At 39.3% G+C, this 25,877-nt stretch carries 26 protein-coding genes; 17 read left to right on the forward strand and 9 right to left on the reverse strand.

Translation table 11 applies throughout. The annotated features are described in order from the left end of the window. From KKD45_02985 to KKD45_03005, 5 genes are all read left to right on the forward strand, one after another. On the forward strand, positions 1-268 hold a 268-nt coding region (locus KKD45_02985), incomplete at its 5' end, for a hypothetical protein (GenBank protein MBU4309467.1). Positions 269-354: 86 nt separating this feature from the next. Continuing rightward, positions 355-762: a pilin gene (locus KKD45_02990; protein ID MBU4309468.1), complete on the forward strand. Its 408-nt coding sequence runs from the start codon at positions 355-357 to the stop codon at positions 760-762. Between the two features lie 101 nt (positions 763-863). Continuing rightward, the gene (mgtA, locus tag KKD45_02995) at positions 864-3,374 is read left to right on the forward strand and encodes a magnesium-translocating P-type ATPase (protein MBU4309469.1); all 2,511 of its coding nucleotides are present in this window, start codon (positions 864-866) and stop codon (positions 3,372-3,374) included. Between the two features lie 199 nt (positions 3,375-3,573). Beyond that, positions 3,574-4,341 (forward strand): exodeoxyribonuclease III, encoded by a 768-nt coding sequence (gene xth, locus KKD45_03000; protein MBU4309470.1) that lies wholly within the window; start codon positions 3,574-3,576, stop codon positions 4,339-4,341. A gap of 94 nt (positions 4,342-4,435) precedes the next feature. Then, complete coding sequence (locus KKD45_03005) at positions 4,436-4,753, forward strand: hypothetical protein (protein ID MBU4309471.1); 318 nt, start codon at positions 4,436-4,438, stop codon at positions 4,751-4,753. A 60-nt stretch (positions 4,754-4,813) separates the two neighbouring features. Here KKD45_03005 and KKD45_03010 read toward each other — a convergent pair whose 3' ends face one another. The 5 genes from KKD45_03010 to KKD45_03030 form a co-directional block, all read right to left on the reverse strand. Beyond that, the gene (locus tag KKD45_03010; GenBank protein ID MBU4309472.1) at positions 4,814-5,977 is read right to left on the reverse strand and encodes a hypothetical protein; all 1,164 of its coding nucleotides are present in this window, start codon (positions 5,975-5,977) and stop codon (positions 4,814-4,816) included. 57 nt (positions 5,978-6,034) lie between these two features. Beyond that, positions 6,035-6,355 carry a hypothetical protein gene (locus KKD45_03015; GenBank protein ID MBU4309473.1) on the reverse strand — a complete coding sequence of 107 codons (321 nt, stop codon included), beginning with the start codon at positions 6,353-6,355 and terminating at the stop codon, positions 6,035-6,037. Positions 6,356-6,359: 4 nt separating this feature from the next. Continuing rightward, positions 6,360-6,722, reverse strand: coding sequence for a nucleoside triphosphate pyrophosphohydrolase (locus KKD45_03020; protein MBU4309474.1), 363 nt, complete (start codon positions 6,720-6,722; stop codon positions 6,360-6,362). Positions 6,723-6,797: 75 nt separating this feature from the next. Next, complete coding sequence (locus KKD45_03025) at positions 6,798-7,388, reverse strand: class I SAM-dependent methyltransferase (GenBank protein ID MBU4309475.1); 591 nt, start codon at positions 7,386-7,388, stop codon at positions 6,798-6,800. Positions 7,389-7,571: 183 nt separating this feature from the next. Beyond that, positions 7,572-9,797 carry a glycosyltransferase gene (locus tag KKD45_03030; protein MBU4309476.1) on the reverse strand — a complete coding sequence of 742 codons (2,226 nt, stop codon included), beginning with the start codon at positions 9,795-9,797 and terminating at the stop codon, positions 7,572-7,574. A gap of 122 nt (positions 9,798-9,919) precedes the next feature. Between KKD45_03030 and KKD45_03035 the strand changes: the two genes are divergently transcribed. From KKD45_03035 to KKD45_03070, 8 genes are all read left to right on the forward strand, one after another. Beyond that, entirely contained in the window at positions 9,920-10,900 is a 981-nt protein-coding gene (locus tag KKD45_03035) for an ABC transporter ATP-binding protein (protein MBU4309477.1), read from the forward strand. A 55-nt stretch (positions 10,901-10,955) separates the two neighbouring features. Then, positions 10,956-11,744 carry an ABC-2 family transporter protein gene (locus KKD45_03040; GenBank protein MBU4309478.1) on the forward strand — a complete coding sequence of 263 codons (789 nt, stop codon included), beginning with the start codon at positions 10,956-10,958 and terminating at the stop codon, positions 11,742-11,744. Beyond that, complete coding sequence (locus tag KKD45_03045; protein MBU4309479.1) at positions 11,725-12,543, forward strand: ABC-2 family transporter protein; 819 nt, start codon at positions 11,725-11,727, stop codon at positions 12,541-12,543. The genes KKD45_03040 and KKD45_03045 overlap by 20 nt, the downstream gene beginning before the upstream one ends. Before the next feature lie 65 nt (positions 12,544-12,608). Next, positions 12,609-13,727 carry an MFS transporter gene (locus KKD45_03050; GenBank protein MBU4309480.1) on the forward strand — a complete coding sequence of 373 codons (1,119 nt, stop codon included), beginning with the start codon at positions 12,609-12,611 and terminating at the stop codon, positions 13,725-13,727. A gap of 50 nt (positions 13,728-13,777) precedes the next feature. Further along, on the forward strand, positions 13,778-14,833 hold the full coding sequence (locus KKD45_03055; GenBank protein MBU4309481.1) for a hypothetical protein: 1,056 nt from the start codon (positions 13,778-13,780) through the stop codon (positions 14,831-14,833). 87 nt (positions 14,834-14,920) lie between these two features. Next, positions 14,921-15,403 carry an NAD(P)H-dependent oxidoreductase gene (locus tag KKD45_03060; protein MBU4309482.1) on the forward strand — a complete coding sequence of 161 codons (483 nt, stop codon included), beginning with the start codon at positions 14,921-14,923 and terminating at the stop codon, positions 15,401-15,403. 10 nt (positions 15,404-15,413) lie between these two features. After that, positions 15,414-17,192 carry an aminotransferase class I/II-fold pyridoxal phosphate-dependent enzyme gene (locus KKD45_03065; protein MBU4309483.1) on the forward strand — a complete coding sequence of 593 codons (1,779 nt, stop codon included), beginning with the start codon at positions 15,414-15,416 and terminating at the stop codon, positions 17,190-17,192. A 5-nt stretch (positions 17,193-17,197) separates the two neighbouring features. After that, the gene (locus KKD45_03070; protein ID MBU4309484.1) at positions 17,198-19,663 is read left to right on the forward strand and encodes a UvrD-helicase domain-containing protein; all 2,466 of its coding nucleotides are present in this window, start codon (positions 17,198-17,200) and stop codon (positions 19,661-19,663) included. Positions 19,664-19,722: 59 nt separating this feature from the next. Here KKD45_03070 and KKD45_03075 read toward each other — a convergent pair whose 3' ends face one another. The 3 genes from KKD45_03075 to KKD45_03085 form a co-directional block, all read right to left on the reverse strand. Continuing rightward, positions 19,723-20,016, reverse strand: coding sequence for a hypothetical protein (locus tag KKD45_03075; GenBank protein ID MBU4309485.1), 294 nt, complete (start codon positions 20,014-20,016; stop codon positions 19,723-19,725). Between the two features lie 102 nt (positions 20,017-20,118). After that, a complete protein-coding gene (locus tag KKD45_03080) occupies positions 20,119-21,150 on the reverse strand; it encodes a pesticidal protein Cry7Aa (GenBank protein ID MBU4309486.1) in 1,032 nt (343 codons plus the stop codon). Between the two features lie 186 nt (positions 21,151-21,336). Next, positions 21,337-21,507 (reverse strand): 50S ribosomal protein L28, encoded by a 171-nt coding sequence (locus KKD45_03085; protein ID MBU4309487.1) that lies wholly within the window; start codon positions 21,505-21,507, stop codon positions 21,337-21,339. A gap of 141 nt (positions 21,508-21,648) precedes the next feature. On the opposite strand from KKD45_03085, the gene KKD45_03090 reads away from it, so the two are divergent. Continuing rightward, on the forward strand, positions 21,649-22,251 hold the full coding sequence (locus KKD45_03090; protein ID MBU4309488.1) for a site-2 protease family protein: 603 nt from the start codon (positions 21,649-21,651) through the stop codon (positions 22,249-22,251). On the opposite strand, the gene KKD45_03095 is transcribed toward KKD45_03090, so the two are convergent. Next, a complete protein-coding gene (locus KKD45_03095) occupies positions 22,248-22,523 on the reverse strand; it encodes a hypothetical protein (GenBank protein MBU4309489.1) in 276 nt (91 codons plus the stop codon). The two genes, KKD45_03090 and KKD45_03095, sit on opposite strands and share 4 nt — an antisense overlap. Before the next feature lie 211 nt (positions 22,524-22,734). Here KKD45_03095 and rpsL point away from each other — a divergent pair, with 211 nt between their 5' ends. From rpsL to fusA, 3 genes are all read left to right on the forward strand, one after another. Beyond that, positions 22,735-23,154 (forward strand): 30S ribosomal protein S12, encoded by a 420-nt coding sequence (gene rpsL / locus KKD45_03100; GenBank protein MBU4309490.1) that lies wholly within the window; start codon positions 22,735-22,737, stop codon positions 23,152-23,154. A gap of 23 nt (positions 23,155-23,177) precedes the next feature. After that, positions 23,178-23,645, forward strand: coding sequence for a 30S ribosomal protein S7 (gene rpsG / locus KKD45_03105; GenBank protein MBU4309491.1), 468 nt, complete (start codon positions 23,178-23,180; stop codon positions 23,643-23,645). Positions 23,646-23,787: 142 nt separating this feature from the next. Further along, positions 23,788-25,875, forward strand: a complete 2,088-nt coding sequence (gene fusA, locus KKD45_03110; GenBank protein ID MBU4309492.1) for an elongation factor G — start codon at positions 23,788-23,790, stop codon at positions 25,873-25,875. Positions 25,876-25,877: the final 2 nt, after the last annotated feature.

The raw sequence follows: 25,877 nt of genomic DNA on the forward strand, positions 1-25,877 counted from the left end.
CAAGACACTTCTTATGCCTGGCGATGTTTTAAATATTAACACCATAATGCCAAGAGGTGGTGGTAGTATTAAAATCTTTCACAGCGACAAGGAACAGGGAGAAATTCCCGAAAGAGGTAAGTATCGGTGTGAATATGAAAAGAGTGACAAGGTGGATAAGGGAAACGTCTCAGTCTTATTTGCTAAAGGCCACAATACTAATATTTCTGTCGACGTGGTTAGAAACGTGAAAAAAAAGGCAGATTTTACACGCTTGTCCAATCTGTAAAAAGTAAAAAAAAGGAATGCTAAATACATTCCTTTTTCTTTTTTAAAAATTATGCTATTATTATATATATAATTAATAAAAATATTATGACTAATTCAAAGAATAAAAAAAGGAAAATATATTTGCAATATTTTTTAACTGCCGTTGTTCTAATTTTTTTTATTGGATATGGTAATCAATTTGTTCATGCGGCTAAACAGGATTTTTCTAGCCCATCAGAACTATCCAATCCACTTGGCTCTGATGAAAACATGAGAGATCCAAACTACGTCATCGGCAAAATCATCAACTCCGTCCTTGGAGTTGTCGGTACTATTGCCTTAGTAATGTTTATTTACGGTGGTTTTCTTTGGATGACTTCTGGTGGTGGCGATGGCGTCAAGAAGGGGAAGGAGACTATTGTTTGGGCTACTTTTGGTTTGGTTATCATCTTTATGGCCTATTCAATTGTCAATTTCGTGATTGGTAATATTTTATTAGGTAAGCCAGTATAAATAGTTATTCACTTTTCTCCAAAAAGAGCTACGGCTCTTTTTTGTTTTGAGAAAAGTGATTTTTTGTGTTATAATAATCTTGTAATATTAAACTCTAAAATATGACAAGCTCAAGTGAATTAAGCGGACTAAATAGCGTGGAGGCGCGGGATTTGCTGAAAAAGCATGGTGCAAACATAGTGGTTGATAAAAAAAGGATAAGTGGTTTTTGGATTTTTTTCGAAAAACTGACTAGTCCTTTGTTTTTGTTAATGATTGGCATTTCGGTAGTTTCTTTTGTAGTCGGACAACGGGCGAGTGCGATTATTGTGATGATGATGATTATTTTGTCCGCGACTTTGGATTTTATTAATTCCTATAAATCCCAAAAAGCAGTCGACCGTTTGACAGCGATGGTGTCAACGAAGACGACGGTGATTCGTGACGGCAAGAAGCAGGAGATTGATGTGCACGAGGTTGTGCCTGGGGATTTGATATATTTATCAGCAGGTAGCGTGATCCCGGCTGATTGTCAGGTTGTAGAGGGTGATGACTTTTTTGTTAATCAATCATCTTTAACTGGGGAGTCGATGCCAGTGGAAAAAAGTGTTTCCAAGAAGGGGGTGGTGGAAAAACTAACACCAGAGAACACAGCCGTGGTCTTTATGGGCACGAGTGTGATTAGCGGATTTGCCACGGTGCGAGTGTTGGAAACCGGAATTCGGACTGAATTTGGTAAAGTGGCCAAAGAATTGAATAAGGCGAAGCCGAAAACTGATTTTGAAATCAATACGATGAAATTCAGTTTTTTTATTATGAAGATTGTCTTTTACATGGTTAGCTTTGTTTTTGTTGCTTTTTTGGTTAAGAATTCACACGATTTAAGTATAGCGGTTATTTTGGAGGCGTTTACCTTTGCCTTGGCGGTCACTATTGGCGTGACGCCAGACATGTTGCCAGCGATTATCACAGTTTGTCTCAGTAAGGGCTCACAGATGATGGCAAAGAAAGAGGTGATTGTAAAACAATTGTCGTCGATTGAAAATTTTGGTTCAATGGATATTTTGTGTACGGATAAGACGGGCACATTAACTCAAGATCTTATTACTTTGATTAAGTATATTGATTGTAATGGCAAGGAATCTGATAAGATTTTTCGCCTTGGACATTTGAGTAGTCATTTTCATACGGGCGCGCAGAATCCGCTTGACACAGCCGTGAATAATTTTAAAGACTTGGATGTAAGTGATTATGAAAAAATAGACGAAATTCCTTATGATTTTTTGCGTAAGCGCAGTTCAATGGTGGTGCGTCGCAATGGCAAGCGCTTTTTGATCACCAAGGGGGCGCAGGAGGAAATAATTAAAATTTGTCATGGCTATGAAGCGGATAATAAAATTGATGTCATTGATAAGTGCAAGACGTTAATTGAAAAGCAAGCCAACGAATTAAGCGCGAACGGTTTTCGAGTGCTGGGTATTTGCTATAAAGAAATTCCAGATGATGATGTTCGCTCATACAGTAATACCATTGAAAATGAGATGATTTTTTCCGGCTTTTTGGCTTTTCTTGATCCGCCCAAAGAAAGTGCCGGTTCGACAATTGCCGAGTTGGAAAAGCTGGGTATTGAAGTTAAGATTTTAACTGGCGACAATGATGTTTTGACGCAAAAGATTTGTCGTGATTTAGGTTTAAATATCAAGGGTGTGATGACTGGTGTTGAGATGGCTAATTACGATGACGCCCAATTAGAGAAGAAAATAAAAGACATCAGCATTTTTGCCCGAGTAACGCCGATGCAAAAAGAGAAGATAATTTTGCTTTTGAAAAAAGGTGGCAAGACGGTTGGCTTCCTTGGTGACGGCATTAACGACGCGCCGGCTTTGCGAGCGGCGGATGTGGGTATTTCCGTGAACAATGCTGTTGATATTGCCAAGGACACGGCCGATATTATTTTGATGCAAAAGAGCCTGGAGGCCTTAAAAGATGGTGTGCTTGAGGGGCGGAAAACTTTTCATAATACTATGAAATATATTTTGATGGGTTTGTCGTCAAATTTTGGTAATATGTTTTCCATGATGGGGGCGGTGACCTTTTTGCCTTTTTTGCCGATGTTGCCAGCGCAGATTTTGTTCAATAATTTTGTTTATGATTCTTCACAATTTTCTTTGCCGACAGACGATGTTGATGCTGACGAATTATTGAAGCCCGCACACTGGGATTTGAAGTTTATTCGTAAATACATGATTGTCTTTGGTTCAGTGAGTTCTATTTTTGATTTCCTGACCTTTTATCTGTTGTATTATGTTTACCATTTAACGGAACATCAATTTCAAACCGGTTGGTTTATTGAGTCAATTGCCACGCAGATTTTGGTTATTTATATTATTCGCACCAAGAAAATTCCGTTCCTGCAAAGTCGTCCAAGTCGCGCCTTGTTTATCACCACCTTTACGGCTGTTGTTATCTCTTGGTTGGTGCAATTTACCCCTTTTGGTGTTATGATGCAATTAGAGCGATTGCCGCTAAATATTATGATGATTATTGCTTCATATGTTTTTGTTTATTTAGTGTTGGTAGAGTTTGTGAAGCGGATATTTTATCGGATGCATTTTAGGAGTTTAAAGAAGTAGTCATCGTCATTCCCGCGAAGGCGGGAATCCAGGCGCTACAAATAATGGATGTATAATTATAGAAACTATCCCGAGTGCTCGGGATTAATAAAAATATTGATAATAAATAACACTTCGTAAATTTTAATTCTCCTTACATTGAAAACACTCTACGAGGTGCCTGGATCCCCGCCTTCGCGGGGATGACGAATGTTGTAATATGAAATTAATTACCTGGAATGTCAACGGCCTTCGGGCTATTGTGAAAAAAGAATTTTATCAATTTCTGGCGATGAAAAAACCGGATGCTTTGTGCTTGCAGGAAATCAAGATGGGGGCGGCGGCAATTGAGAAAGAGAATTTTCAATTTCCCGGCTACGAAGTTTTTTGGCATCCGGCCGAGCGACCGGGGTATAGCGGAACAGCGACTTTAGTGCGTGATACTTTGGAGGTGGTGAAATGTTTTAGATTGAGTGATTTTGGAATTATTGATACTGAGGGGCGAACACAGATTTTAGAGTTTGAGAAATTTTTCTTGGTGAATACTTATTTTCCTAATGCCAATCATGAGTTGTCACGCTTACAGTTTAAATTGGATTTTAATCATGATTTGTTCGCGGTTTTAAAAAAGTTGGAAGAAAAAAAGCCGGTGGTTATTTGTGGTGATTTTAATGTGGCCCATGAAGAGATTGATTTAGTGCGAGCAAAAGAAAATATTGGTAGTCCTGGTTTTACCTATGAAGAGCGCGAAGCGATGACTGGTTTTTTGGACTCTGGTTTTGTTGATGTTTTTCGAGAACTATATCCTGATGAAAAAGAGTATACTTGGTGGAGTTATCGGGCGGGGGCACGACAAAAGAATATCGGTTGGCGGATTGATTATTTTTGCGTATCTAAGAAGTTTATGAAAAAAGTGATTGATACGACGATATTGTATAAGACGATGGGCTCGGATCATTGTCCAGTTTTATTGGAAGTTGGTGAATAGTTGACAAATTAAATGAATTTGCTATAAATTAATTACTTTTTAGTAAAAGCAATTGTTCTTTGGAATTAATCTTAACCCTCAAAGGGGGAGAAAAATGAATAACAAAAAAGGAGTTGGTGTGGATAGCGATGATGAGGATGCCCTGTTTAGAGCGCAAGTTTTTTGCTCTGAGATTGTCGATGGGTGGATCGGCAAAAAATGTGAATGCGGTGAGATTATTACCGAAGGTGATATTAAGAAAATACTTGGAGATAAGGATTTGGTAATGAAAAATCATGACCCAGATTCTGAACCAATGTGTTATGAATGCTACAAGGAGCGCTGTGAGCAGTTGGAAAGATTTGAGGGTGACTACAATGATCTTCATCCCAATGAAACCGTAGAACAGTTTCACGAACACGAAGATCGCTAAATGCAAAACAAAAACCGTATTTTTCAATACGGTTTTTAAAATATAAAAAATGTTTAATTTTTATTCAAAGAATAAAACTTTCTTCTTCTTCAAACATTCATAGCCATAAATATAGGTCGCGGCTGTCCAAGCCTGAAAAGGTTCACCCATTGGTTCGCCAGATTCACCATGTAGCCACTCGTTGAATTCATATCTAGTTTTAAAGTCACGGATTTGCATTTTTTGCATATTGCCGTAAGCTAGTTTGTTGAGTTCCTTTTCCGCCTTGTCGAACTCTTTCATCTTGACTAAGGCGGCGACGTAGAAACCGCCGATAAAGGGCCAGATACCGCCGTTGAGGTAGTGGAGTGGTTCACGGGCGTCGCATTTAGAGAAATAAGAGTGCCATTCCTTATCGCCGGGCTTGATTGGCGGCCATAGCGCTTTCAATCCATAGGGTTCATTAATTTTTTCTTTTTCAATATGGTCCAAAATATTGTAAGCAATATTTTTATTCGCCAGACCGGTCACAATGGCAAGGACATTACCGAGGGAGTCAAACCATTCTTCTTGTTCGCGATCGCCGTCGTGATTTTTCCAATTCCAAGGCAAATAATAGCCTAATTTGTCGTCATAAAGCTTTAAATAGGCTTCAATGTCTCCATTAACCACTTTTTTAAGATGGTCAGCCTTGTCATTGAGTTTTTTGCCCCCTAGAAGGCGCAAGGTTGCATAATAAAGAGCCTGGGTATTAATTGTATTGCCGTATTTATGTGGAAATGCGTCCATCCAGTCCATGGTTGGTTGTTGTGACAAAAGACCGTCTTCATTCGGGTCTTGATATTTGAGCCAGACATAGGCGCGAGCAATATTTTTTTTATATTTATCAAGAACTTTATGGTCCTTGTAGGCCTTAGCATAAGCATAATTACCAATGATAAACCAGAGTGAAGAATCAATTGAGTTATAAGTTTGCTTGGAGCGACGATCAAGATTGTAGGCACCCACACAATTTGGGACTTGGCCGTTTTCAGTTTGATATTTCGCCAAGAGATCAATACTGTTTACAATTGGTTTTTTAAAATCTTTGCCCAAAAGACTGGCGCCGAGAGTGGTGATCATAGAATCACGCGCCCAAGTTGCCTCATAGCCTCCTTTTAAGGCTGAAGCATAAAACCCTGTCGATTTTGCCGACTTGGTCAAAACTTCAACTGCTTTTTTGTAAGCCTCCTCCTTGATGTTCATATAATTTAAATTTTCGAATTTTCAATTTTCGAATTTTCGAAACAATTTTCAAATAAATTAATTTTCAATTGGATAAATGTCATAAGCAACTTCTTCATATGGGTGAACTGCTTTTACTTTTTCTATTACCGAGCTCAAAATATCTCTTGGTACAATAACCTCAATTCGTTCTTCTTCTACAGCCTCGAGGTTGCTAGCAATGCCAATTGCAGGTTTTGATTTTTCATTGCCCCTAAAGCGTCCAACTCCACGATTAGAAAAAGAACAAAAATCATAATTGCCAATTTTTCCAGCGCCGGCCTCACCGAGAGCGTGTCGTACAATGTCCGCGTGTGATATTGGTGTGAAAATTACAAATTTTACATTTTTTGAAGTCATTTGTTTAAACTTTTTCTAACATTAAAATTCTTTTTTTGAAACCGCCACGTTTGTCTGCCTTTTCTTTCTTGACTTTAAGAACTGTTTCCATGTCAACATCGTAAAATTCCAAAATCGATTCGATTAATTCCATAACATCTGCAACTTCTTCAACAATATGTTCTTTGTCTTCGGCGTTTGCTAATTCGTGCGCCTCTTCTTCAACCTTCTTAAGTAGGAATGTCAAATATTCTTCTCTGATTTCCAAGATCCTTGTTTTAGCTTCTTCGCCACTTCTTTCTTTAATGATTTCCGGGATTCTGTCGCGCACTAATTTGGGATATTCATTTTCTTTTTCTAAGTTCGTTTCGAAATGTTCAAATTTCATATTTTTAATTTATTTCAAATTTTAAATATCGGAAGATTCTATCACTACGCGTTTGCTTCGTTCTAGAATGACAAATCACTCTTTTATATAGAAATTGTAGGTGTGTTCACCGTTTTGTGCCTTGAATTGACAAGTGCTAAGTGGGGGGAATTCCATCGGTTTAAATTTTTTCAAAGCTTCTATCTGGTCTAGGGGAACTGGGGTAAGATCTTTGATGTCGTTCCAGCCAAGAATAAATATGCCACCGGGGGCAAGAAGTTCGTAAATGGAATTAAACGTTTGTTCAATCTTGATTGGATCATTAAGGCCCCAACCAAAGACGCCATTCATTAAGATGAAGTTGAAATAACCATCTTCAAAATGATTTTTGACATTGGCAACGTCGTCGGTGATGTGATGACCTTTGGCGCCGAACTTTTTTCGTTTTGGGTCGAAGTCCAAGGTCCAAAGCTCACGGTTTTCAAAATATAAATTGTAAAATGTTTGGTAATCCTCTCGACCAATATCAAGTGTTCTTTGTGGATTGTGGTGGCCGAGGATGTAGGGTAGAATTACTCGCTCTAGACAATCGCGGTCTTCGAACTCTACGCGCTCGTAGTCGGCATATTCTTTGATTAATTTTTTAGCTAGTCTTTCGTAGTAAGCAATAGTTTTTGGCTTGGTCATTTATTTGAACTTCTGTTTTTTAAATTAAGGATGGTATATAGTCTCCCTCGCCCAGGCGGGAGAGGGATGGGGTGAGGGGTTGTCGGAAGATGGTTCGTGGTGTTTATTTTTGTTTATTGCACAGAAGACTACCTCACCCTGACCCTCTCCTGGCAAGGAGAGGGAACTGTATATTTCTCTTTGTTATGATTTAGCAATCTTCTCAATGGCCAATCTCGCAAGAAAATAGGAAAGAGTTGATTCTGCGCCTTGATTAAAGTTTAGAGAGTTGCGACCAAGTCCGTCGTAGCAACCACCGGTATTTTCATCATAAACCATTTGGTTAAGATGATTTTTGCCCAAGAACCATTGGAAGGCTAGCTCGGCTTTGGCTTTGTAGTCTTTGTTGCCGGTAATTTGGTAGGCGACCACGAGTGCTTCAACCGCAGAAGAAGCATCTTCTGGTTGTTGGTCAAAATAGGCACGCTTGCCAGTACGGAAATACCAACCATCTTGTCCAATTGGAGAGAAGTGGCCATTGCCTTCAAAAGTAATCTTGTTTAAGAATTGAATACTGCGATCAGCGATTTCAAGATAAATTGGATTTTCAGTGATCTTGTATGCTCTAAACATTGCCTCGGATAATTTGTAATTGGAGTAAGTAAGACAATCTTCAAACCAAGCCCAGTTTTCGTCTTGGCTATCTTTTAACTGTTGGTTGAATTTGCGTACCAATTTTTCGCTTAAGCGTTTGAAGATTTCTAATTGTTGTTTGTTGGGATCTTTTTCCAAGGATTCAGAGAGACCGATAATGGTAAAAGAAACCGCGCGTAGGGAATTAAGATTGTTGGCTGAATCGATAGTACGACGGAGAATGCTTCGAGCTTGTTTCTTCATGTCTTCTGGTAGGCGCTTGCTATTGATAACGTAACCTAGTGACCAAATGCCACGACCATAGGAGTCTTCACTTTCGTTGTCTTCGTCAGGGGTTCTTTGATAAGAATAAAGGTTGTAAAATTTCCTATTTGACTTCTCGGTGATTTTAACAAAATTAAAATAAGTATTAATCAATCCAAGAACAACGTTGGATTTTTTGGTGTCATGATATTCAACACAACCTAGGAGGGCACGAGCATTATCATCAAGGCAGTAGCCAGAGTGAATATCAGGGCGAGTGTGTTGCGCAAATTGGATCATGCCGAACTTGTCGGTCAAAGTGCGGATATGTTGCATATTTATTTCCGGCAACTTGTCGCGATTGCGGGGAACAATATTGGCAATCTGATTGTATAATTTGAAATAGGCGATAGCGGTGTTTTGGAAAGTCATGTGCCGAGAATAAAAATATGAATTCTTGCCCATTTCTTTGCGTGCCTTGGTATCAGCCAAGACATCCGCTAAAGCATTTTTGATTTCTAAAGAATTTTTAAACTTTACTAGATAGCCACGGCTATTATCCAAAACGTCCTTGGCGTATTGATTTTTGGTGGCAATAATTGGACAAGCGCAGGAGAGGGCATAAGAAATCGTACCACTGACGGCTTGTTTTGGGTTTAAAGTTGGGGAGATGTAAACATCGGTTGCCTTCAAAAATTCGATTAATTCTTTGATGGTTAAATATTTGTCATAAAATTTTACATGATCCTGAAGTTTGTTTTTGATCACAAGCCGTTTGAGTCGGTTGCGATAAACTTCACCTTCTTCACGACGCACGACTGGATGAGTAGCACCTAAAACTAAATACATTACATTGGGGTGCTTGGCAACAATTTCTGGTAAAGCCTCAATTGCATATTCGATACCTTTGTCACGATTTAACATACCAAAAGTGGAAAGAATAGTTTTGCCTTCAAGATTTAATTTCTTCTTGGCCTTGGACTTGGAAGGGAAGGAAATATTGTGAACGCCATGAGGCACGATATTGATTTTGCTTTTTGGCACGCCGTAAATTTTTTCGAGAATAGTGGCGGAAGTCTTGGTCATGACTGTAATCGCAGCGGCCTTCTCGGTAATAGCCTTGGTTAGATTTTTCAATTTGTCATGCGGCTTCGGTAAAACTGTGTGCATGGTGAGAATAATCGGCTTTTGAACCAGCTCCATGAAAGGCAAAAGATAGTCGCCCCAGTCGCCGCCAAAGATGCCGTATTCATGCTGGATGTTAACCAGCTTGATTTCTGGAGAGTTATTAATCTGCGTCGCTTTCTTTAGATAGTCAACCATTTCTGATTGATACATCTGCATACTGACCTTGCGCGGATAATTATAAATCGAAGTACCATTGTCGTTGACTGCCAAAACCTTCGTCTTGAGAGTGTCGCCAAATTCTTTATCAAATGCATCAATCGTATCCTTGCAAAAGGTTGCGATACCACACTCACGAGGAGGGTAAGTACTGATGTACAGGATGCACGGTGGTTTTGGTTTGTTCATTTTTAGAGTTGTAAATATGAATTATTACTGATATTATAATTATATAGTATTTACCTATATCTTGTCTAGTGTTTTTGAATAAAAAGTGGGGATAAATCATTAATTGAAATTAAGATAAATTTATGTCGATTATTGAAGTAAAAAATTTAAGTAAAACTTACGATTATTATAAGAAGCAACCCGGGCTTTTGGCGTCATTGAAGTCTTTATTTAAGCGTGAAAAATTATTTGCTGAGGCGGTGAAAGCGGTTAATTTTTCTTTGGAAGAAGGCGAAATCGTTGGTTTTCTTGGTCCGAATGGCGCGGGCAAGACGACGACTTTGAAAATGTTGTCCGGAATTTTGCACCCGACCAGTGGAGAGGTTAATGTTTTGGGTTACAATCCCTGGAAACGCGAACCAGCTTTCCAAAAACAGTTTGGCTTGGTGATGGGACAAAAAAGTCAGCTCTGGTTTGACTTGCCGGCTCTGGATAGTTTTATTTTGCAAAAAGAGATTTATGAAGTTTCCGATGAAGATTATAAAAAAAGAATGGATGAATTGGTTGAGCTGTTGGACGTTAAAGATGTTTTGGATAAGCAAGTGCGCAAATTGTCCCTGGGTGAACGCATGAAATGCGAATTATTGATGGCGCTGATTCATAATCCTAAGGTGTTGTTTCTGGATGAGCCGACCATTGGTCTGGATGTGATATCACAAAAAAATGTCCGTGATTTTATCAAAAAATATAATCAGTTGAATAAGACGACGATTATTTTGACCTCGCACTATATGGCTGATATCAAAGAATTGTGTAAGCGAGTGGTTTTGATCGATCAAGGTGTGATTGTTTATGATGGACTTTTGAGCGAGTTGATTGTGAAGTATGCTCCGCACAAAGACATTAAAATTATTTTTGCCGACGGGGAGATTAAAAAAGAGGCTTTGGTAGAATTTGGCACCGTGTTAGAGTTTTCCGCGCATTCAGCCGTAGTTCGCGTTGACCGTGATCGAGCCAAGGAAACAGCGGCGAGAATTTTGTCATCTGACCTGCCGGTTGAGGATATTGAGATTAAAGAAGAAGATATTAGTGCAGTAGTCGGAGAAGTGTTTAAGAGTAAATAGACCTATATATCTCTCCCTCTTCTTTGCAGGAGGGGGTTGGGGTGAGGTAGAGAATATGAGAAAATATTTTACAGTATTAAAAATGGCAGCGCAGCAAAGCCTAGTGTATCGCTTTAATTTTTTTGCGAATTTTTTTGGTGGCTTTTTGTCGTTGGTGGTGATGGTCTATGTGTGGTTGGCGGTTTATCGCAATGGCGGCATGGCCGGCACTTATTCTTTGCGATCATTGGTGGCGTATTATTTGATTATGTTCGTGATTTTTTTGTCCTACAAAGGGGTGGGCGATATTGCTTGGCATTTGGGGGATTATATTCGCCTAGGCTCATTTTCGTCTTTTTTAGTAAAGCCGATGGATTTGACCAAATATTACTTATTCCGTAGTATGGGCTTGTTTATGTATGATTTTTTGGTATTAATTTTTATCATTAGTTCTTTATTGTTTTTCCCTAAACTAGGTTTTTTGCCAGTGAATGTGCTTCTATTTGTTCCTAGTTTAATCTTGGCGGCGACGATTTATTTTTTTGTTTTTTACATAATTGGACTGTTAGCGTTTCATTTTGGCATGGTGATGGGAATTAATTTTCTCATGTATAATGTGGTGGCCTTTTTCTCTGGTAGTATGCTACCCCTTGATTTATTGCCAAAGGGTTTGCAGTGGTGGGCTAATTTTTTGCCGTTCAAATATATCGGCTTTTTCCCTTTGAGTGTCATTCAGGGTAAATTGTCCGGGCACGAAATTATTTGGGGATTTGCAGGCGGATTATTGTGGTTGGTTTGGTTTTATTTATTCGCAAAATTTATTTATTATAGTGGTGTAGAAAAATATGAGGCAAGCGGTGCTTAAAAAAATACGCAAATATTTTGTTGTTTGGTTAATTAACGCCAAGGCGCGTTTGATGGAACGCATGGCCTACCCGGTCAACTTTTTCGTCATGGCCATGGCGGTGGTTTTGCAAATGGTTTTGCCGGTGATTTTATTGAATGTTATTTTTCGTTTTTCAGGTGATTTGTCGGGTTGGAATCGAGATCAGGCGATGATTGTCTTGGCGACCTATATGTTCATTGAAGGTTTGTCGTGGGCGACACATGCCTTTGTGGCTGGTTTGAAAATGAATATTATGAGCGGGACTTTCGATAGTTTTTTAGTCAAGCCGATTGACGCGCAATTTAGCGCTTCTTTTTCGCGCGCTGATCCGGAAGACTGGATGCGCTTGGTGACAGCGGCAATTGTTTTTGTGAAGGCAACAGAAAATCTGGTTTTTACCTGGGGGCAATTAGCGGTTAATGCTTTTCTCTATCTGTTCTTACTAGTCACTGCTTATCTTATTGTGTACAGCATCTCCTTATTTGTAGCAACCTTGTCGATTTGGTTTACTGAAGTGCGTGCATTATTTACCATTACCGACAATATCATCAAAATGTCTCGTTACCCAACGGATATTTATTTCCCCAGCGCCGTGCGTATTATTTTTTCAACGATTTTGCCAATTGCTTTCATCTCCACCATCCCTGCTAAAATATTCCTCTTCGGCCCGCGCCTAGATTTAATCGCGTATTCGTTTATCGTTGCAATTATCTTTTTTGTCGCTTCAAGAAAATTTTTCCACTACGGCTTGAAACATTATTCAAGCGCGTCAAGTTAAAAAATAGCCATTGTTGTAAATTTAGTGCGACCGCACTTTTTTTACAACAATTGATTTGATTAAATATGTCACAACTTCGTATAATTAATTTAATAAACTCCCTAGAAGCCGTCGCCGGAACAGTAATCGGCATTTTTGTGCCGGTTTACTTATTGAATTCCGGTTTTTCGCTGCGAATGATTTTTGTTTATTATCTGATTTATTCTGCCGGTGTGCCGATTTTTTTTATGACCGCCGCCAAGGTTTGCGAACGTTATGGTGTGCGACGAACTTTTTTAGCGAGAATTCCGATTGTTTTTCTTTTTTATACTGCACTTTTTATGGTTGATAAATTTTCTTTCTTGGTTTTTTTATTGCCGTTGCTGAAATCCCTTGAAGCCAGTTTGATGTACTATCCGATGCATTTTATTTTTATCAATCAGGTCGAACATGATGATATGAGCAAGCACGTTTCGCATCTTTTTGCTTGGCCGCAAATCGTCGGAATTATCATGCCGATTGTGTCGGGTGCAATTGCCTTGTTGTTTGGTTTTAAAAATCTGTTTGCGCTGGTGTTTGTGGTTTATTTTATTTCGATTTTTGTTTATTTGCGTTTTGAAGATTATCAGATAAAAACCAAATTTGATTTTCAAAAAGTTTTTGCTTTTTTCAAGAAATATCCCAAATATATTGTAATGGAAGTTTTTGAGAATATCCGCGAGGATATGCACGGCATCGTCTGGCCAATCTTCTTTTATTTTACAATTGCCAGTAGTCTGGGCGAGAAAATCGGCATTGCCTCGGTTGGCTCAATTAATTCAATTACAGCAGTAATCGTTTTATTGTTTACAATGGCAATGGGCAGAATTTCGGATCGGTATAGCAAGAATAAATTGATGAAGTTTGGTTTTATGTTGGCGACGCTCACCTGGGTGACGGCCTATTTTTTGGATAATAATATTTATCTGTATTTATTTTCAATCTTATTCAGCTTCGTCAGTGTCATGATTGAACTGCCATACCAAGCGCTTACTTATCAACTGGCCAAGAAAGACAAACAAAGTAGCGAGTTTATCGTCTTCCGCGAAATTCCACTATTCTTCGCTCGCGCCCTAGTATACATTGCCTGTATTTTATTGATAGCAAATCTAAAAATTACATTTTTAATTGCAGCCGTCATCTTTGCATTCTTTGCACTAATATAAAATTGTTGTAAATTTACGTCGACCGTCGTAATTTTACAACAATTAATTCTATGAACATATTTACGCGTTCAAAATTAAATCCAATCTTAAAGCCGGATAAAAATAATTCTTGGGAGGCTTTGAAATTATATAATCCCGGAGCGATTTTTCACGATAATAAGTATCACTTATTTTATCGGGCGGTTGGTGCAGGCAGTGATTGGAACTCGGCGATTGGTTATGCCGTCTCCGACGACGGTGAAAATTTCCAAAGATTTGCCGAGTCTGTATTAATTGGTGAGGGCGAAGCTGAGAAGCGTGGCTTAGAAGATCCACGCATTACCAAAATTGGCGATACATTTTATATGACCTACGCAGCCTATGATGGCAAAACACCACGTTTGTTAGTGGCGACTTCAAAAGATTTAAAAACTTGGCAAAAGCAAGGTGCAGTTTTCGCGGACTGGAATTTTGCCCACGCTGGTGGCGTTTATACTTATTTCGTTGACGGCAAACCGCAGACAAAAGAAATGAGCAAGGAGTGGTCAAAATCAGGCGCGATTTTTCCAGAAAAAATTAACGGAAAATTTTTAATGTTATTCGGTGAACATCGAATCTGGTTTGCTGAGTCTGACGATGGCCTGCATTGGACAGGTGATGAAGAGCCTTTCTTGGAGCCACGCACGGGGGATTATTTTGATAACACTTTTGTGGAAATGGGCCCGCCGCCAATCAAAACAGAAAGGGGTTGGCTAGTTTTATATCACGGTATTAATAATGCCCATCGTTATCGCATTGGCGTACTGTTGCTTGATTTGAATAACCCACGCAGAATATTATACCGCTCCATTGAAGCAATCTTCGAACCGCAAGAACTATACGAGCTAGCCGGCCTTGTCGACGTCTTGCCAGGCGGTTTAGATGCTTTACAAAAACTAAGTGAATCTGAACAAGAAACATATATCGACGAAGCCTTAAAAAAAGGTACTATGCCCAAAGTGACATTCTGCTGTGGTGCGGTTGTGGTAGGTGATGCGTTGCGAATATATTATGGGGCCGGTGATTCGGTAATTTGTACTGCAACGGCGAAGATGAGCGACGTTATGAATTTTGCAAACCAAAGATAGAGAAATGAATTGTTGTAAAAAAAGTGCGGTCGCACATTATTTATAACAATATCGTTCGTTGTATTTTTATTATTAAAATATAAATTTATGAAAACTCTTGTTATTTATTATTCACTAACGAATAATGCTAAATTTATTGCTGAGGAAATTGCGAATGCGATTGGGGCGGATATTTTGGTTTTAAGGACTAAGAAGGAAATATTGAAGCCGACTGGATTTATGAAATATTTTTGGGGTGGACGACAGGTGATGATGAAGGAAATGCCGGAATTATTACCATTGGAAAAGAATCCAAGTGATTATGATTTAATTATTATTGGCACTCCAGTTTGGGCTTGGACATTTACGCCACCGTTGCGAACTTTTTTTGCAACTGCAAAAATACAAAATAAAAAAGTTGCTATTTTTTGCACTCACGGCGGAGGCATGAGAAATACCTTGGAGGACATGAAAAAGGAATTAGCTGGTAATGAGATTGTTGGTAAGATAGATTTTAAAGAACCTTTGAAATATGACAAAGAAGAGAGTGGGCGCAAGGTGAGGGAATGGGCGAAGAACTTATTAGGATAACATTATATTTATGACAAAAAAACTTTTCGAACGCACGCGCGATATCAAGGTGTCGCCGATTAAGCAGATTGAGATGGCGGCGGCGCGGATTCCGGGGGCGATTAGTTTGGCGCAGGGGATTCCGAGTTTTGATACGCCCTTGCCGATTCGTGAATATGCGAAGCGGATGATTGATGAGGGGAAGTGTGCGCGGTATTCTTTGACGATCGGGTTGCCGGAGTTACTTGAGACCGTGGCGGAGAATTTGGCGCGCGATGGGATGTTTTATGATCCGTGGACGGAGATTATTGCGACTTGCGGGTCGATTGAAGCGATTACGGCGAGCTTGATGGCGCTGACTAATCCGGGGGATGATGTTTTGATTCCGTCGCCGACTTATGTTTCGTATCAGGAGGCGATCAAAGTGGCGGGAGCGCGGCCGTGTTTTTTTCCTTTGGACGAGGATCGGAATTTTGATTTGAAAGTTGATGAGTTGGAGAAATATTTGACGCCTCGAACTAAGGTGATTTTTTATTGCAATCCGAATAATCCGACCGGGACGATTTATTCCAAGGAGCAACTTTTGAAATTGGCCGCCTTTGCGGAGAAGCATGACTTGATGATTTTGACTGATGAAGTTTATAAGGATTTTGTATATAACGGTGAACCGTATTTTTCACTGGCGCAGATGCCAGAGTTGAAGGCGCGTGTGGTGCGGGTCTTTTCTTTTTCCAAGGCTTATGCGATGACGGGGTGGCGGATCGGTTTTGTGCATTCGGACAAGACGGTGATTGCTGAGATTTTGAAGATTCATGATTCGATGGTGACCTGTGCGCCGGTCGTGTCGCAGTATGCCGCCATTGCTGCCTTCGAGCACGCGCAAGATTATGTAAATGAATTCAAAGAAGAATTTTTGCGTCGGCGGGATCGAACTTTGGAGTTGTTGAATGGACTAGCGCACGTCTTTGATTATCAGCAACCGAACTCATCTTATTTTGTTTTTCCCCGCGTCAAAGATCTTGTGCCTTATGCTAATGACTCAACCAAGCTCGCTTATGATATTTTAGAAAAGGTGGGCGTGGCCCTCGTGCCCGGTGCAGCTTTTGGTCCGACGGGCGAATCGCATCTGCGGATTTCTTATGGCTATTCGATGGAAAATATCGAGAAAGCCTTTGAACGTTTGTATGAATATTTTAAGGTGAATGGTCAGGCGGAGAAAATTAAAACAGTTGAACTGGATAATAACTTAATCTTGTCGAGAAAAATCGTGAAGACTTCACAATTGCAAAAAGTGGCTTATAACTTCTTGCGCAGCTGTGCTCGAGTTTACCTTTGGCGCACAAAACCAGAGATTATTGCCATCACTGGAAGTACGGAAAAAACGTCTACGAAGCGTCGCTTAGTGACCGAGTTGGAAAAAGAGAGAAAAGTGCGGGCCAATCCGAAGTCGAATAACACGGAAATCGGGGTGATTTTGTCGGTCTTAGACTTGGATTGGAAAATGGAGAAATGTAAATTATTTATCTTTGCCAAGGCAATGTGGCGGGCTATGTTTTTGTCTAAGGTTGATGTTTTGATTTTAGAGTTGGGCATTTCCGAAGTTGGTGATGCGCGGGCGCATTTACAATTACTGACGCCGGACAAATTGATTCTCACCAATATTACACCGAGTTTTTCAAGTGACTTGGAATATTTAAAGGTGATGGAAGCAGAGATTGCTTATTTGTTAAAAAATTTACCGCAGTGTAATATTGAATTAGTTGGCAATGATGATCGACTAAGGGAATTAATAAAAAGTATTAAAAAATAATAATAATGAATTTCAATAAAAACCAACAAGAAATAATCGATAACATCAACGGCGCTTATTTAATTTCCGCACCAGTAGGAACGGGAAAGACGACTGTTCTGACCGAGCGGATTATTAAGGCTTTGGATTCTGGTGTGAAGCCGGAGGAGGTTTTGTGTTTGACTTTTACGAATCGGGCGGCGGAGGAGATGCGGGCGCGAATTAAAAAAAGAATCGGGGAGAAGGGGGTGTTCGAGCAATTGTTTATCGGCACTTTTCATGCCTTTTGTGTTTATTTTATCAAGGCGGAGGCGAAGCAGATTGGGGTGGGGGCGGATTTTGTAATCCTTGACGAGGATGAGCAGTTTGAGATTTTTAAAAATATTTTAGACAAGAAAGAGAATGTGATGCTCCTGGGCAAGAATGAGAAGCGGGAGACTTTGGATTTGATTGAGCGGATTTATAAGCGACGCTTGGCGCGCTTGGAGATTATGATTGGTTGTCAGGTGCCGGCCGTGGAAGAGGATCGGAATTTGGATGAGTTGGAACAGATGTATATTCAAGAGTTGGAAAACCAGAATGCCTTTGATTTTAACGAGTTGGTCTTGCTGACTTTACGGTCTTTGTATTTTGATATACGTTTGAAAAATAAATGGGCGCAGAAGTTTAAGTTGATTCAGTTGGATGAGTTTCAAGATACGCATTTGTCGGAGTATTTGGTGATTAAAGAATTAGCAAAGCAACATAAGAATGTGGCATTAATCGGCGACTTGGATCAGACAATTTATTCTTGGCGTGGGAGTGAGCCGTTTTTTATTGCCAGTCTGTTTAAATCACATTTTGCACCAGTAACTGAGATGCACCTGGAAATGAACTATCGTTTTGACCAGAATATTTTGGCGGCGATAAAAAGTTTCTTAACTAGCATGGAAGGACGGACGACGAAGAATATTGAGAGTGACCGATTGGATGATGGTGAGAAAAAATGTATCAAGGTTTTTGGAGGCTATAATCTGGCTGAAGAAGCGGGTTGGGTGATTGATCGGATTAAGAACATTCGGGAAGAAGATGAAGGCGCAAGCGTGGCGGTGTTGGCACGCTCGAATTTTGTGATAAATAAATTGGCTGATGTTTTTACGGAAAAAAAGATGGCGCACATGACGGTTGATAAATATGATTTTTTCCGCCGCCAAGAAGTGAAGGATGTCTTTGCGTATTTGAAAATTTTGTTTAATAAATATGATCTCGAAAGTGCGTATCGCATTGTGACGCGACCAGCGCGCAATATTGGTGAGGTGACCTTGAAGAAAATCCGTGAAGAGGGTGGCGCTTCAGGACTACGCGTGTCGGACTTTTTGGATTTTAAAAATTTTAATTATCCGGAACCATTTTCTAATTTGATTAATAAATGGGAGAAGGGGCGTTTGATTGTGCTTGATACCGAAACAACTGGCATCAATCCTTTGCGCGATGAGGTGATTCAGATTTATGCGACCGAAGTGGTTGATGGTAAACTGGGCAAGGATTTTGAATTTCTTTTGAAAAATACCAAGCCGGTTGGACTCTCTGGTGAAGTGCACGGCTTTACCGATGAGTATTTGGCTGAGAAAGGCCGTGATCCGAAAGAAGTATTGCAAGAGTTGAAAGATTTTATTGGTAATGACATTACCATTGGACATAATGTTAATTTTGACTTGTCGATGTTGTTGGAAAATGGCAAGCGTCATGATGTCTTATTTGAATTCAAAGAATATTATGACACGCTTGATTTGGCGCGACGCTTGGTTGAGAGTGAGAATTATAAATTGGGGACACTGGTAAAAAAATTCGGTTTGAGCCAGGCGACGCATGATGCCAAGGATGACGTGTTGGCGACGGTTGGCTTGTTGGAGGTGTTGGTGGGGAAATTGATGGTGAGTCGCACCGAGCGCGCGACTTTATTTGCGAAATTTTCCGGCAAATTTGTTAAGTTGGCTGGTGATATAAATACTTGGCAAAAAGAAATAAAAAAATTGCGTCCGGTTGACGCGCTTGATTATATCTGGGAACAGAGCGGTTTGCAAGGATTTTATAATGAACAAAAGGATAAAGATAAACGTTTGAAGTCGATTGAAGTTTTGCGTGATGTTTTTCAAACCAGAGACGACGCTGAACGACCAGCAGAGACTGTCTTGCGTGAGCTGATTAACTATGCCGCCTTGACGCGCGATATTAATTTCCTCGGCGTGGATAGTGGCAAGGTGCCAATTGTGACCGTGCATCAAGTTAAAGGTTTAGAATTTGATTACGTCTTTGTCGTTGGCCTGAACGAATTTAAGTTTCCGATGTATCGCTCGGATGTGGCTGAAGAAAAACGATTATTTTATGTGGCGCTGACGCGGGCAAAGAAAAGAATTTATTTGTCATACAGTCGCTTTGATGATTACAATCGTAATCTCGCGATTAGTCCTTTTATTGGATATTTGGATGGGGACTATATTGAGACGATATAAAATTTACCAATAAAAAAATCTCATAAGCAATTATGAGATTTTTTTATTTGAGACAGTGATTATTGTTGAGTTGGTTCTTCAGCGCTTCCAGTGTCAGTAGCGCCGTCCATTGGCACTTCTTCTTGGCTAGAACCAACTTCTTCATCCATTGGTAAGCCAGCTTCGCCATCACCTGGTGTTGTTACATCTGCTTCTCCAGTTTCATTGGTGGTAGTTGCTGCTATTGGATCAGCGTCTAATACTTGAAAACCACCTTGTTGTTCAGCGGGGGCATTTTTGGCGTCATCAGTTTTACTAGCGCAACCGGTTAACAATATAAGCACGGCGCTCAAGATAGCAATTTCTTTTTTCATTAGATTGTTTATTTTTCGATACTCAAAATGAGAATATCAAAAAATTTATTATATTTATAAAGATGTTCTCATTCTATCATATTCGATTTTGGAGAGCAAGATTTAATCAACAACTGGATATTTCATAATTTCTTCTAAGAATTCATCCAAGTTTACAGAGGCAACCGCGATATTGGTATCAGCAGTGCCGTAATAGATATAGAGACGATCGTCAAAGATGGCAGTGCCGGTAGGAAAGGTGACATCGCTCACTGTGCCGTTTGTTTCATACTTCTTAGTTGGCACCATAAATGGTTTTGGGAGACGGGCAATGACGTGAGTTGGATTATCGATTTTGAGAATACAAGCGCCGGCGCTATAGATGCGGCCGTCATTTGATTCGCCAACACCGTGGTAAATGAGTAACCAACCATATTTAGTTCGGATTGGTGGACAGCCACCACCAACATGGCGATTTTCCCAACCTTGTTCTGGTTCGAGGACGACGAACTTGGAAAGTTGTTTGATATTTCTTTCCCAATATTCTTTGGTTTTTAAAAAATAAATATGTTTGGCAGGCGCAATCTGAGTGTCAGGTAAAATGCGATGCATGAAAACATATTTGTTTTTGATTTTTTCCGGAAAGAAAAAACCGTCTTTGTCCCAGACTGTTACGTCTTCGCCGACGTAGTCAGTGTAGTATGATTTAAAAGTATAATAGTCGTCTTTTAATTTACTGAAGCCGAATAATTTACCCACGCGGTTATAGGAAAGCTGTGGCGAAATGATGCCTCCTTTTTTGAGGTGGAATAAATCCTTACCCGAGGAATAAGCAGTCATGGCATTTTTACCATCATGCACGACATAGGTCATATAAACTAAATCGTTTATTTTGACCAAGCGCGGATCTTCAATGCCCATTTTTTCGTAGTTGAAATGAGGATACATAAAAGGCTTGGTCCAGCGTTCAACAACCTTCATCGGTCCTTCAAGACGCGCATAACCAAGACAGGACTTATTATTTTCATCAATGGCGCGATAGACCATGTGTACGGTATTGCCCTCTTGGAGAATGCCGGGATTAAAAACTGATTTGTTTTCGAATTCCAGGTTTGTTGGTCTGAGTATAACTCCTTCTTTTTTGACTTCTAGCATTTGTTTATGGACTGGACGCTTAGATAGCTAGAAAACTAGACAGCTAGACGCGTCAGGATATTTATTTCCCCCTTATTCTTATTATTTAAATTATAGCAGAAAATTATTAATCTTGAAAGTTTTTTGTTTTTTTTGATAAAAAAAACAGTCCCGAGCACTCGGGACTGTTTTTTATTTGAAGAAATTTTATTCTTTATTGATAGTCTTGATACATTTAGTACAAACATCAGTTTTTTTGCCGTCAATTTTCTTGCTTTGCAAATTAATATATTGGCGCTTGATAGTTTTGATATTTGAGTGTGATCTCTGAGCATCTTTTTGCGGCCCACGTCCGCATATTTCACATTTTGTAGCCATAGCTTTTTATAATAAAAATAAATAAAAAAAATCAATATTTGCCGTAATCGGTTATTGATGATAAAACTTTATCACATTTTGTATTTTTTTGCAAGATGTGATAATATAGGGGTTATAATAAATAATTTATTAGATAATTCTATGGAAATTGCTATATTTCAAATCATTGTTTTGATATTTTCCGCTATCTTTCACGAATATATGCATGGGTGGATGGCGAATGAGTTGGGGGACTCGACAGCTAAGGACGCTGGTCGTTTGACCATGAACCCTTTGTCACATATTGATCCAGTCGGCTCAGTGCTTTTGCCGGCGGTTTTGGTGATGACTGGCTCTCCATTTGTGTTTGGTTGGGCTAAACCAGTGCCATTTAATCCTTATAATCTAAGCGATAAAAAATATGGCGCTGCCAAGGTGGCGATAGCCGGACCATTGGGAAATCTTATGATAGCGATATTTTTTGGCCTAGTGTTGCGTTTTTTCCCGATTGCCTCAATGGCCATGGTGAGTTTTATGCAATTGATAGTTTATATTAATCTTTTGTTAATGGTGTTTAATCTTGTGCCGATACCACCAATGGACGGATCCAAGGTCTTAATGCCGTTTTTGCCATATAATTGGCAGGTAAAATATGCCAGTCTGGAAAGATACGGCATGATGTTGGTTTTATTTTTTGTGATGTTTGGTTTTCAGTTGATTATTCCGGTGATTGAGTTTTTGTTCAAGTTGATAGTTGGGATTTAAAACTCGTAATGATAGGAGTAGTATCGACCATTCTCTTGATCAAAACCGACTTTGGCTTCAAATCTTTTGTAACTATTGGAAAAATCCAAAGGGGAGTAGGCATTAGCTAAAGTTTTGGCCACAAAAACCCCCGAAAAAAACATCAGGGTAAAAAATAATATCAGTGAGACAATTATCGTCTTCATTAAAGTGACAGCATGGGACAATAATTTTTTAAAAACTAAGTCAAACTTAGCACTAATAAATTTTTTGTCAATGAAGAATTCTTTCATTAATATTGGATAAGAAAATGAAATATAGTAATCGAATTATGTAGTAGCTAATATTAGGTAATAATTCGTATTTATGTTCTTGCGGTAGATGAGTTGTATCGTGGTCTTGACTTATTTAAAGTTTTTTGATAAATTAAACAATAACATCCTGAGTTTTTATCGGGGTTGTTTTTGTTAACACATGATTTATAAAAAGTAAAAAACAGTTTTTATGCCAACAATTAATCAATTAGTTCGAAAAGGAAGAACCAAAACTACAACTAAGAGCAAATTTCCAGCTTTGCAATTTACCATGGATACTCTTCATCGTAAAAGAACTGAGTTGAAAAGAGGCGCATCTTTTAAAAGAGGTGTATGTTTGAAGGTTACAACAACAACTCCAAAGAAACCAAACTCCGCTTTACGTAAAATCGCTAGAGTTAGACTTTCTAACGGTTCAGAAGTAACAGCTTATATTCCTGGTATCGGACACAATTTACAAGAACACTCAATCGTATTACTAAAAGGTGGTAAGACAAAAGATTTGGGTGGTGTTCGTTACAAGGTAGTGCGTGGTGTTTACGATGCTCAAGGCGTTGCAAATAGAAAGCAATCCAGATCATCTTACGGCGCTAAGCGAGAAAAGAAATAATTAAAATAATTTAAACTATATATATGCGTGGAAAACAAGCACCAAAAAGAGAAATAGAAGGCGATATTAAGTATAATGATACTGATATTTCTAAATTCATCAATTATATCATGCAAAGAGGCAAGAAAACTGTCGCGCAAGGTATTGTTTACGATGCTTTTGAAATTATCAAAGATAAAACCAAACAAGATCCAAGACACGTCTTTAACAAGGCTTTGAAGAAAATCATGCCTTTATTGGAGGTTCGCGGCAAGCGCGTTGGTGGTGCAAACTACCAAGTTCCTTTTCAAGTAAGAGGTGAAAGAAGATTTTCTTTGGGTTGCAACTGGTTGATCGAGGCCGCTAAGGATAGAAAGGGTAAACCGATGAACGTAAAATTGGCTGACGAAATTTTGGCAGCATCTGCTGGCGAAGGCGCAGCAGTTCGAAAGAGAGAGGCTGTACATAGAATGGCTGAAGCTAACAAGGCTTTTGCTCACTTTGCAAGATAATTACCGACCTGAATTATTAATTTGATGTTTAACATTTCACATAACAAACAAATACAAAAAGAACTGTAATAAATAATCAAAGCCACGCTTTGTTGAAAACACTTATTACAGTTTTTATTGTTTAAATAATTGATTTAAATTTATGTCTCGAGAATACTCATTGGAAAAAACAAGAAATATAGGAATCATGGCGCACATCGATGCTGGTAAAACTACTTTTACTGAGCGTGTGCTTTTTTATACTGGTAAAAAACATAAAATTGGTGAAACTCATGACGGTGCTGCCGACATGGATTGGATGGAACAAGAAAAAGAGCGTGGTATTACAATTACCTCAGCGGCTACAACTTGTTTCTGGAAAGACAATCGTATCAATATTATCGACACTCCTGGTCACGTGGACTTTACTGTAGAGGTAGAGCGTTCTTTGCGTGTGCTTGATGGTGCTGTGGCTGTATTTGACGGATCTGCTGGTGTAGAGCCACAATCTGAAACAGTATGGAGACAAGCAGACAAGTATAATGTGCCAAGACTTTGTTTTGTAAATAAAATGGACAAGATGGGTGGTGATTTCTTTATGAGCTTGGACTCTATTCGAGATAGATTGAATGATAAGGCTGTGGCAATTCAATTGCCAATCGGTGCCGAAGACACTATGCGTGGTATTGTTGATTTAGTAACCTTGAAAGGTTATGAATTTAAGGGCGCTTCTGGTGAACAAATTATAGAAATTCCTATTCCTGATGATATGCAAGAAGTGGTGAAGAAATTTCGTGAAGAAATGCTTGACCGTGTAGTTGAATGCGATGATGCCTTGATGGAGAAATATTTAGGCGGTGAAGAAGTGACTATTGATGAATTGAAAAGAGCAATTAGAAAAGGTGTATTGGGTAATATGATTTACCCGGTATTAGCTGGAACAGCTTTGCAAAATATTGGTGTACAGTTTGCACTTGATGCGGTAGTTGATTACTTGCCATCTCCACTTGACGTGCCACCAATCGTAGCGACTGATCCAAATGATGCTGAACATGAGATTGAAGTAACAGCCAAGGATGATGCGCCTTTTGCGGCTTTAGCATTTAAAATTGCGACTGATCCGTTTGTGGGTAAATTATGCTTTGTGCGTGTTTACAGTGGCGTTTTACAATCCGGTTCTTATGTTTACAACTCTTCTAATGGTAAGAGAGAAAGAATTGGTCGCTTGGTAAGAATGCACGCTAACTCAAGAGAAGAAATTAAAGAAGTGCACTCTGGTGACATTGCAGCTGTAATCGGTTTAAAAGAAACAATTACTGGTCATACTTTATGTAATGAAGATAAGAAATTGGTTTTGGAGTCAATTACATTCCCAGAGCCAGTTATTAAGATTGCGGTTGAACCAAAGACAAAAGTTGATCAAGAAAAAATGGGAACAGCTTTACAAAAACTGGCTGAAGAAGATCCAACATTCCGTGTTGAAACAGATGAGGAAACAAATCAAACTTTGATTTCCGGTATGGGTGAATTACATTTGGATATTATCGTAGATAGAATGAGACGCGAATTTGGCGTTGAAGCAAATATTGGTAAACCACAAGTATCATATAGAGAAACAATTAGAACTACTGGCGAGGGTGAGGGTAAGCACGTGAAGCAATCCGGTGGACGTGGTCAGTATGGTCATTGTTATCTTCGTCTTGAACCAGCTGGAGCTGGTGTTGGCAACAGCTTTGTTGATGAAACAAAGGGTGGTTCTATTCCTCGTGAATTTATTCCGGCAATTGATAAGGGTGTGAAAGAAGCTTTGGGTCGCGGTGTTATCGCTGGCTTTCCAATGGTTGATGTGAAGGTGGCCGTTACTGACGGTTCTTACCATGATGTGGATTCATCTGAAGCAGCGTTTAAGATGGCGGCGATTCTAGGGTTTAGAGAAGCGGCGAAGAACGCAGGTGCAGTATTATTGGAACCAATCATGAAAGTAGAAGTAGTAACTCCGGAAGAATATATGGGTAACATTGTGGGTGATTTGAATTCAAGACGTGGTCAAGTTGATAGAATGGAAGATAGAGCCAAGAGCAAGGTAATCGACGCGAAAGTGCCATTGTCTTCGATGTTTGGTTATGCAACTGAGCTTCGCTCAATGAGTCAAGGACGCGCTGCTTATTCTATGGAATTCTTGCATTATTCAGAAGCACCGAAGCACATTGTGGCTGAGATTGCTGGTGAGAAGGAAAAGGAGAAGAAATAAAT

Source organism: Patescibacteria group bacterium, assembly GCA_018897195.1.
Lineage (GTDB): Bacteria > Patescibacteriota > Patescibacteriia > Patescibacteriales > UBA12075 > JAHILH01.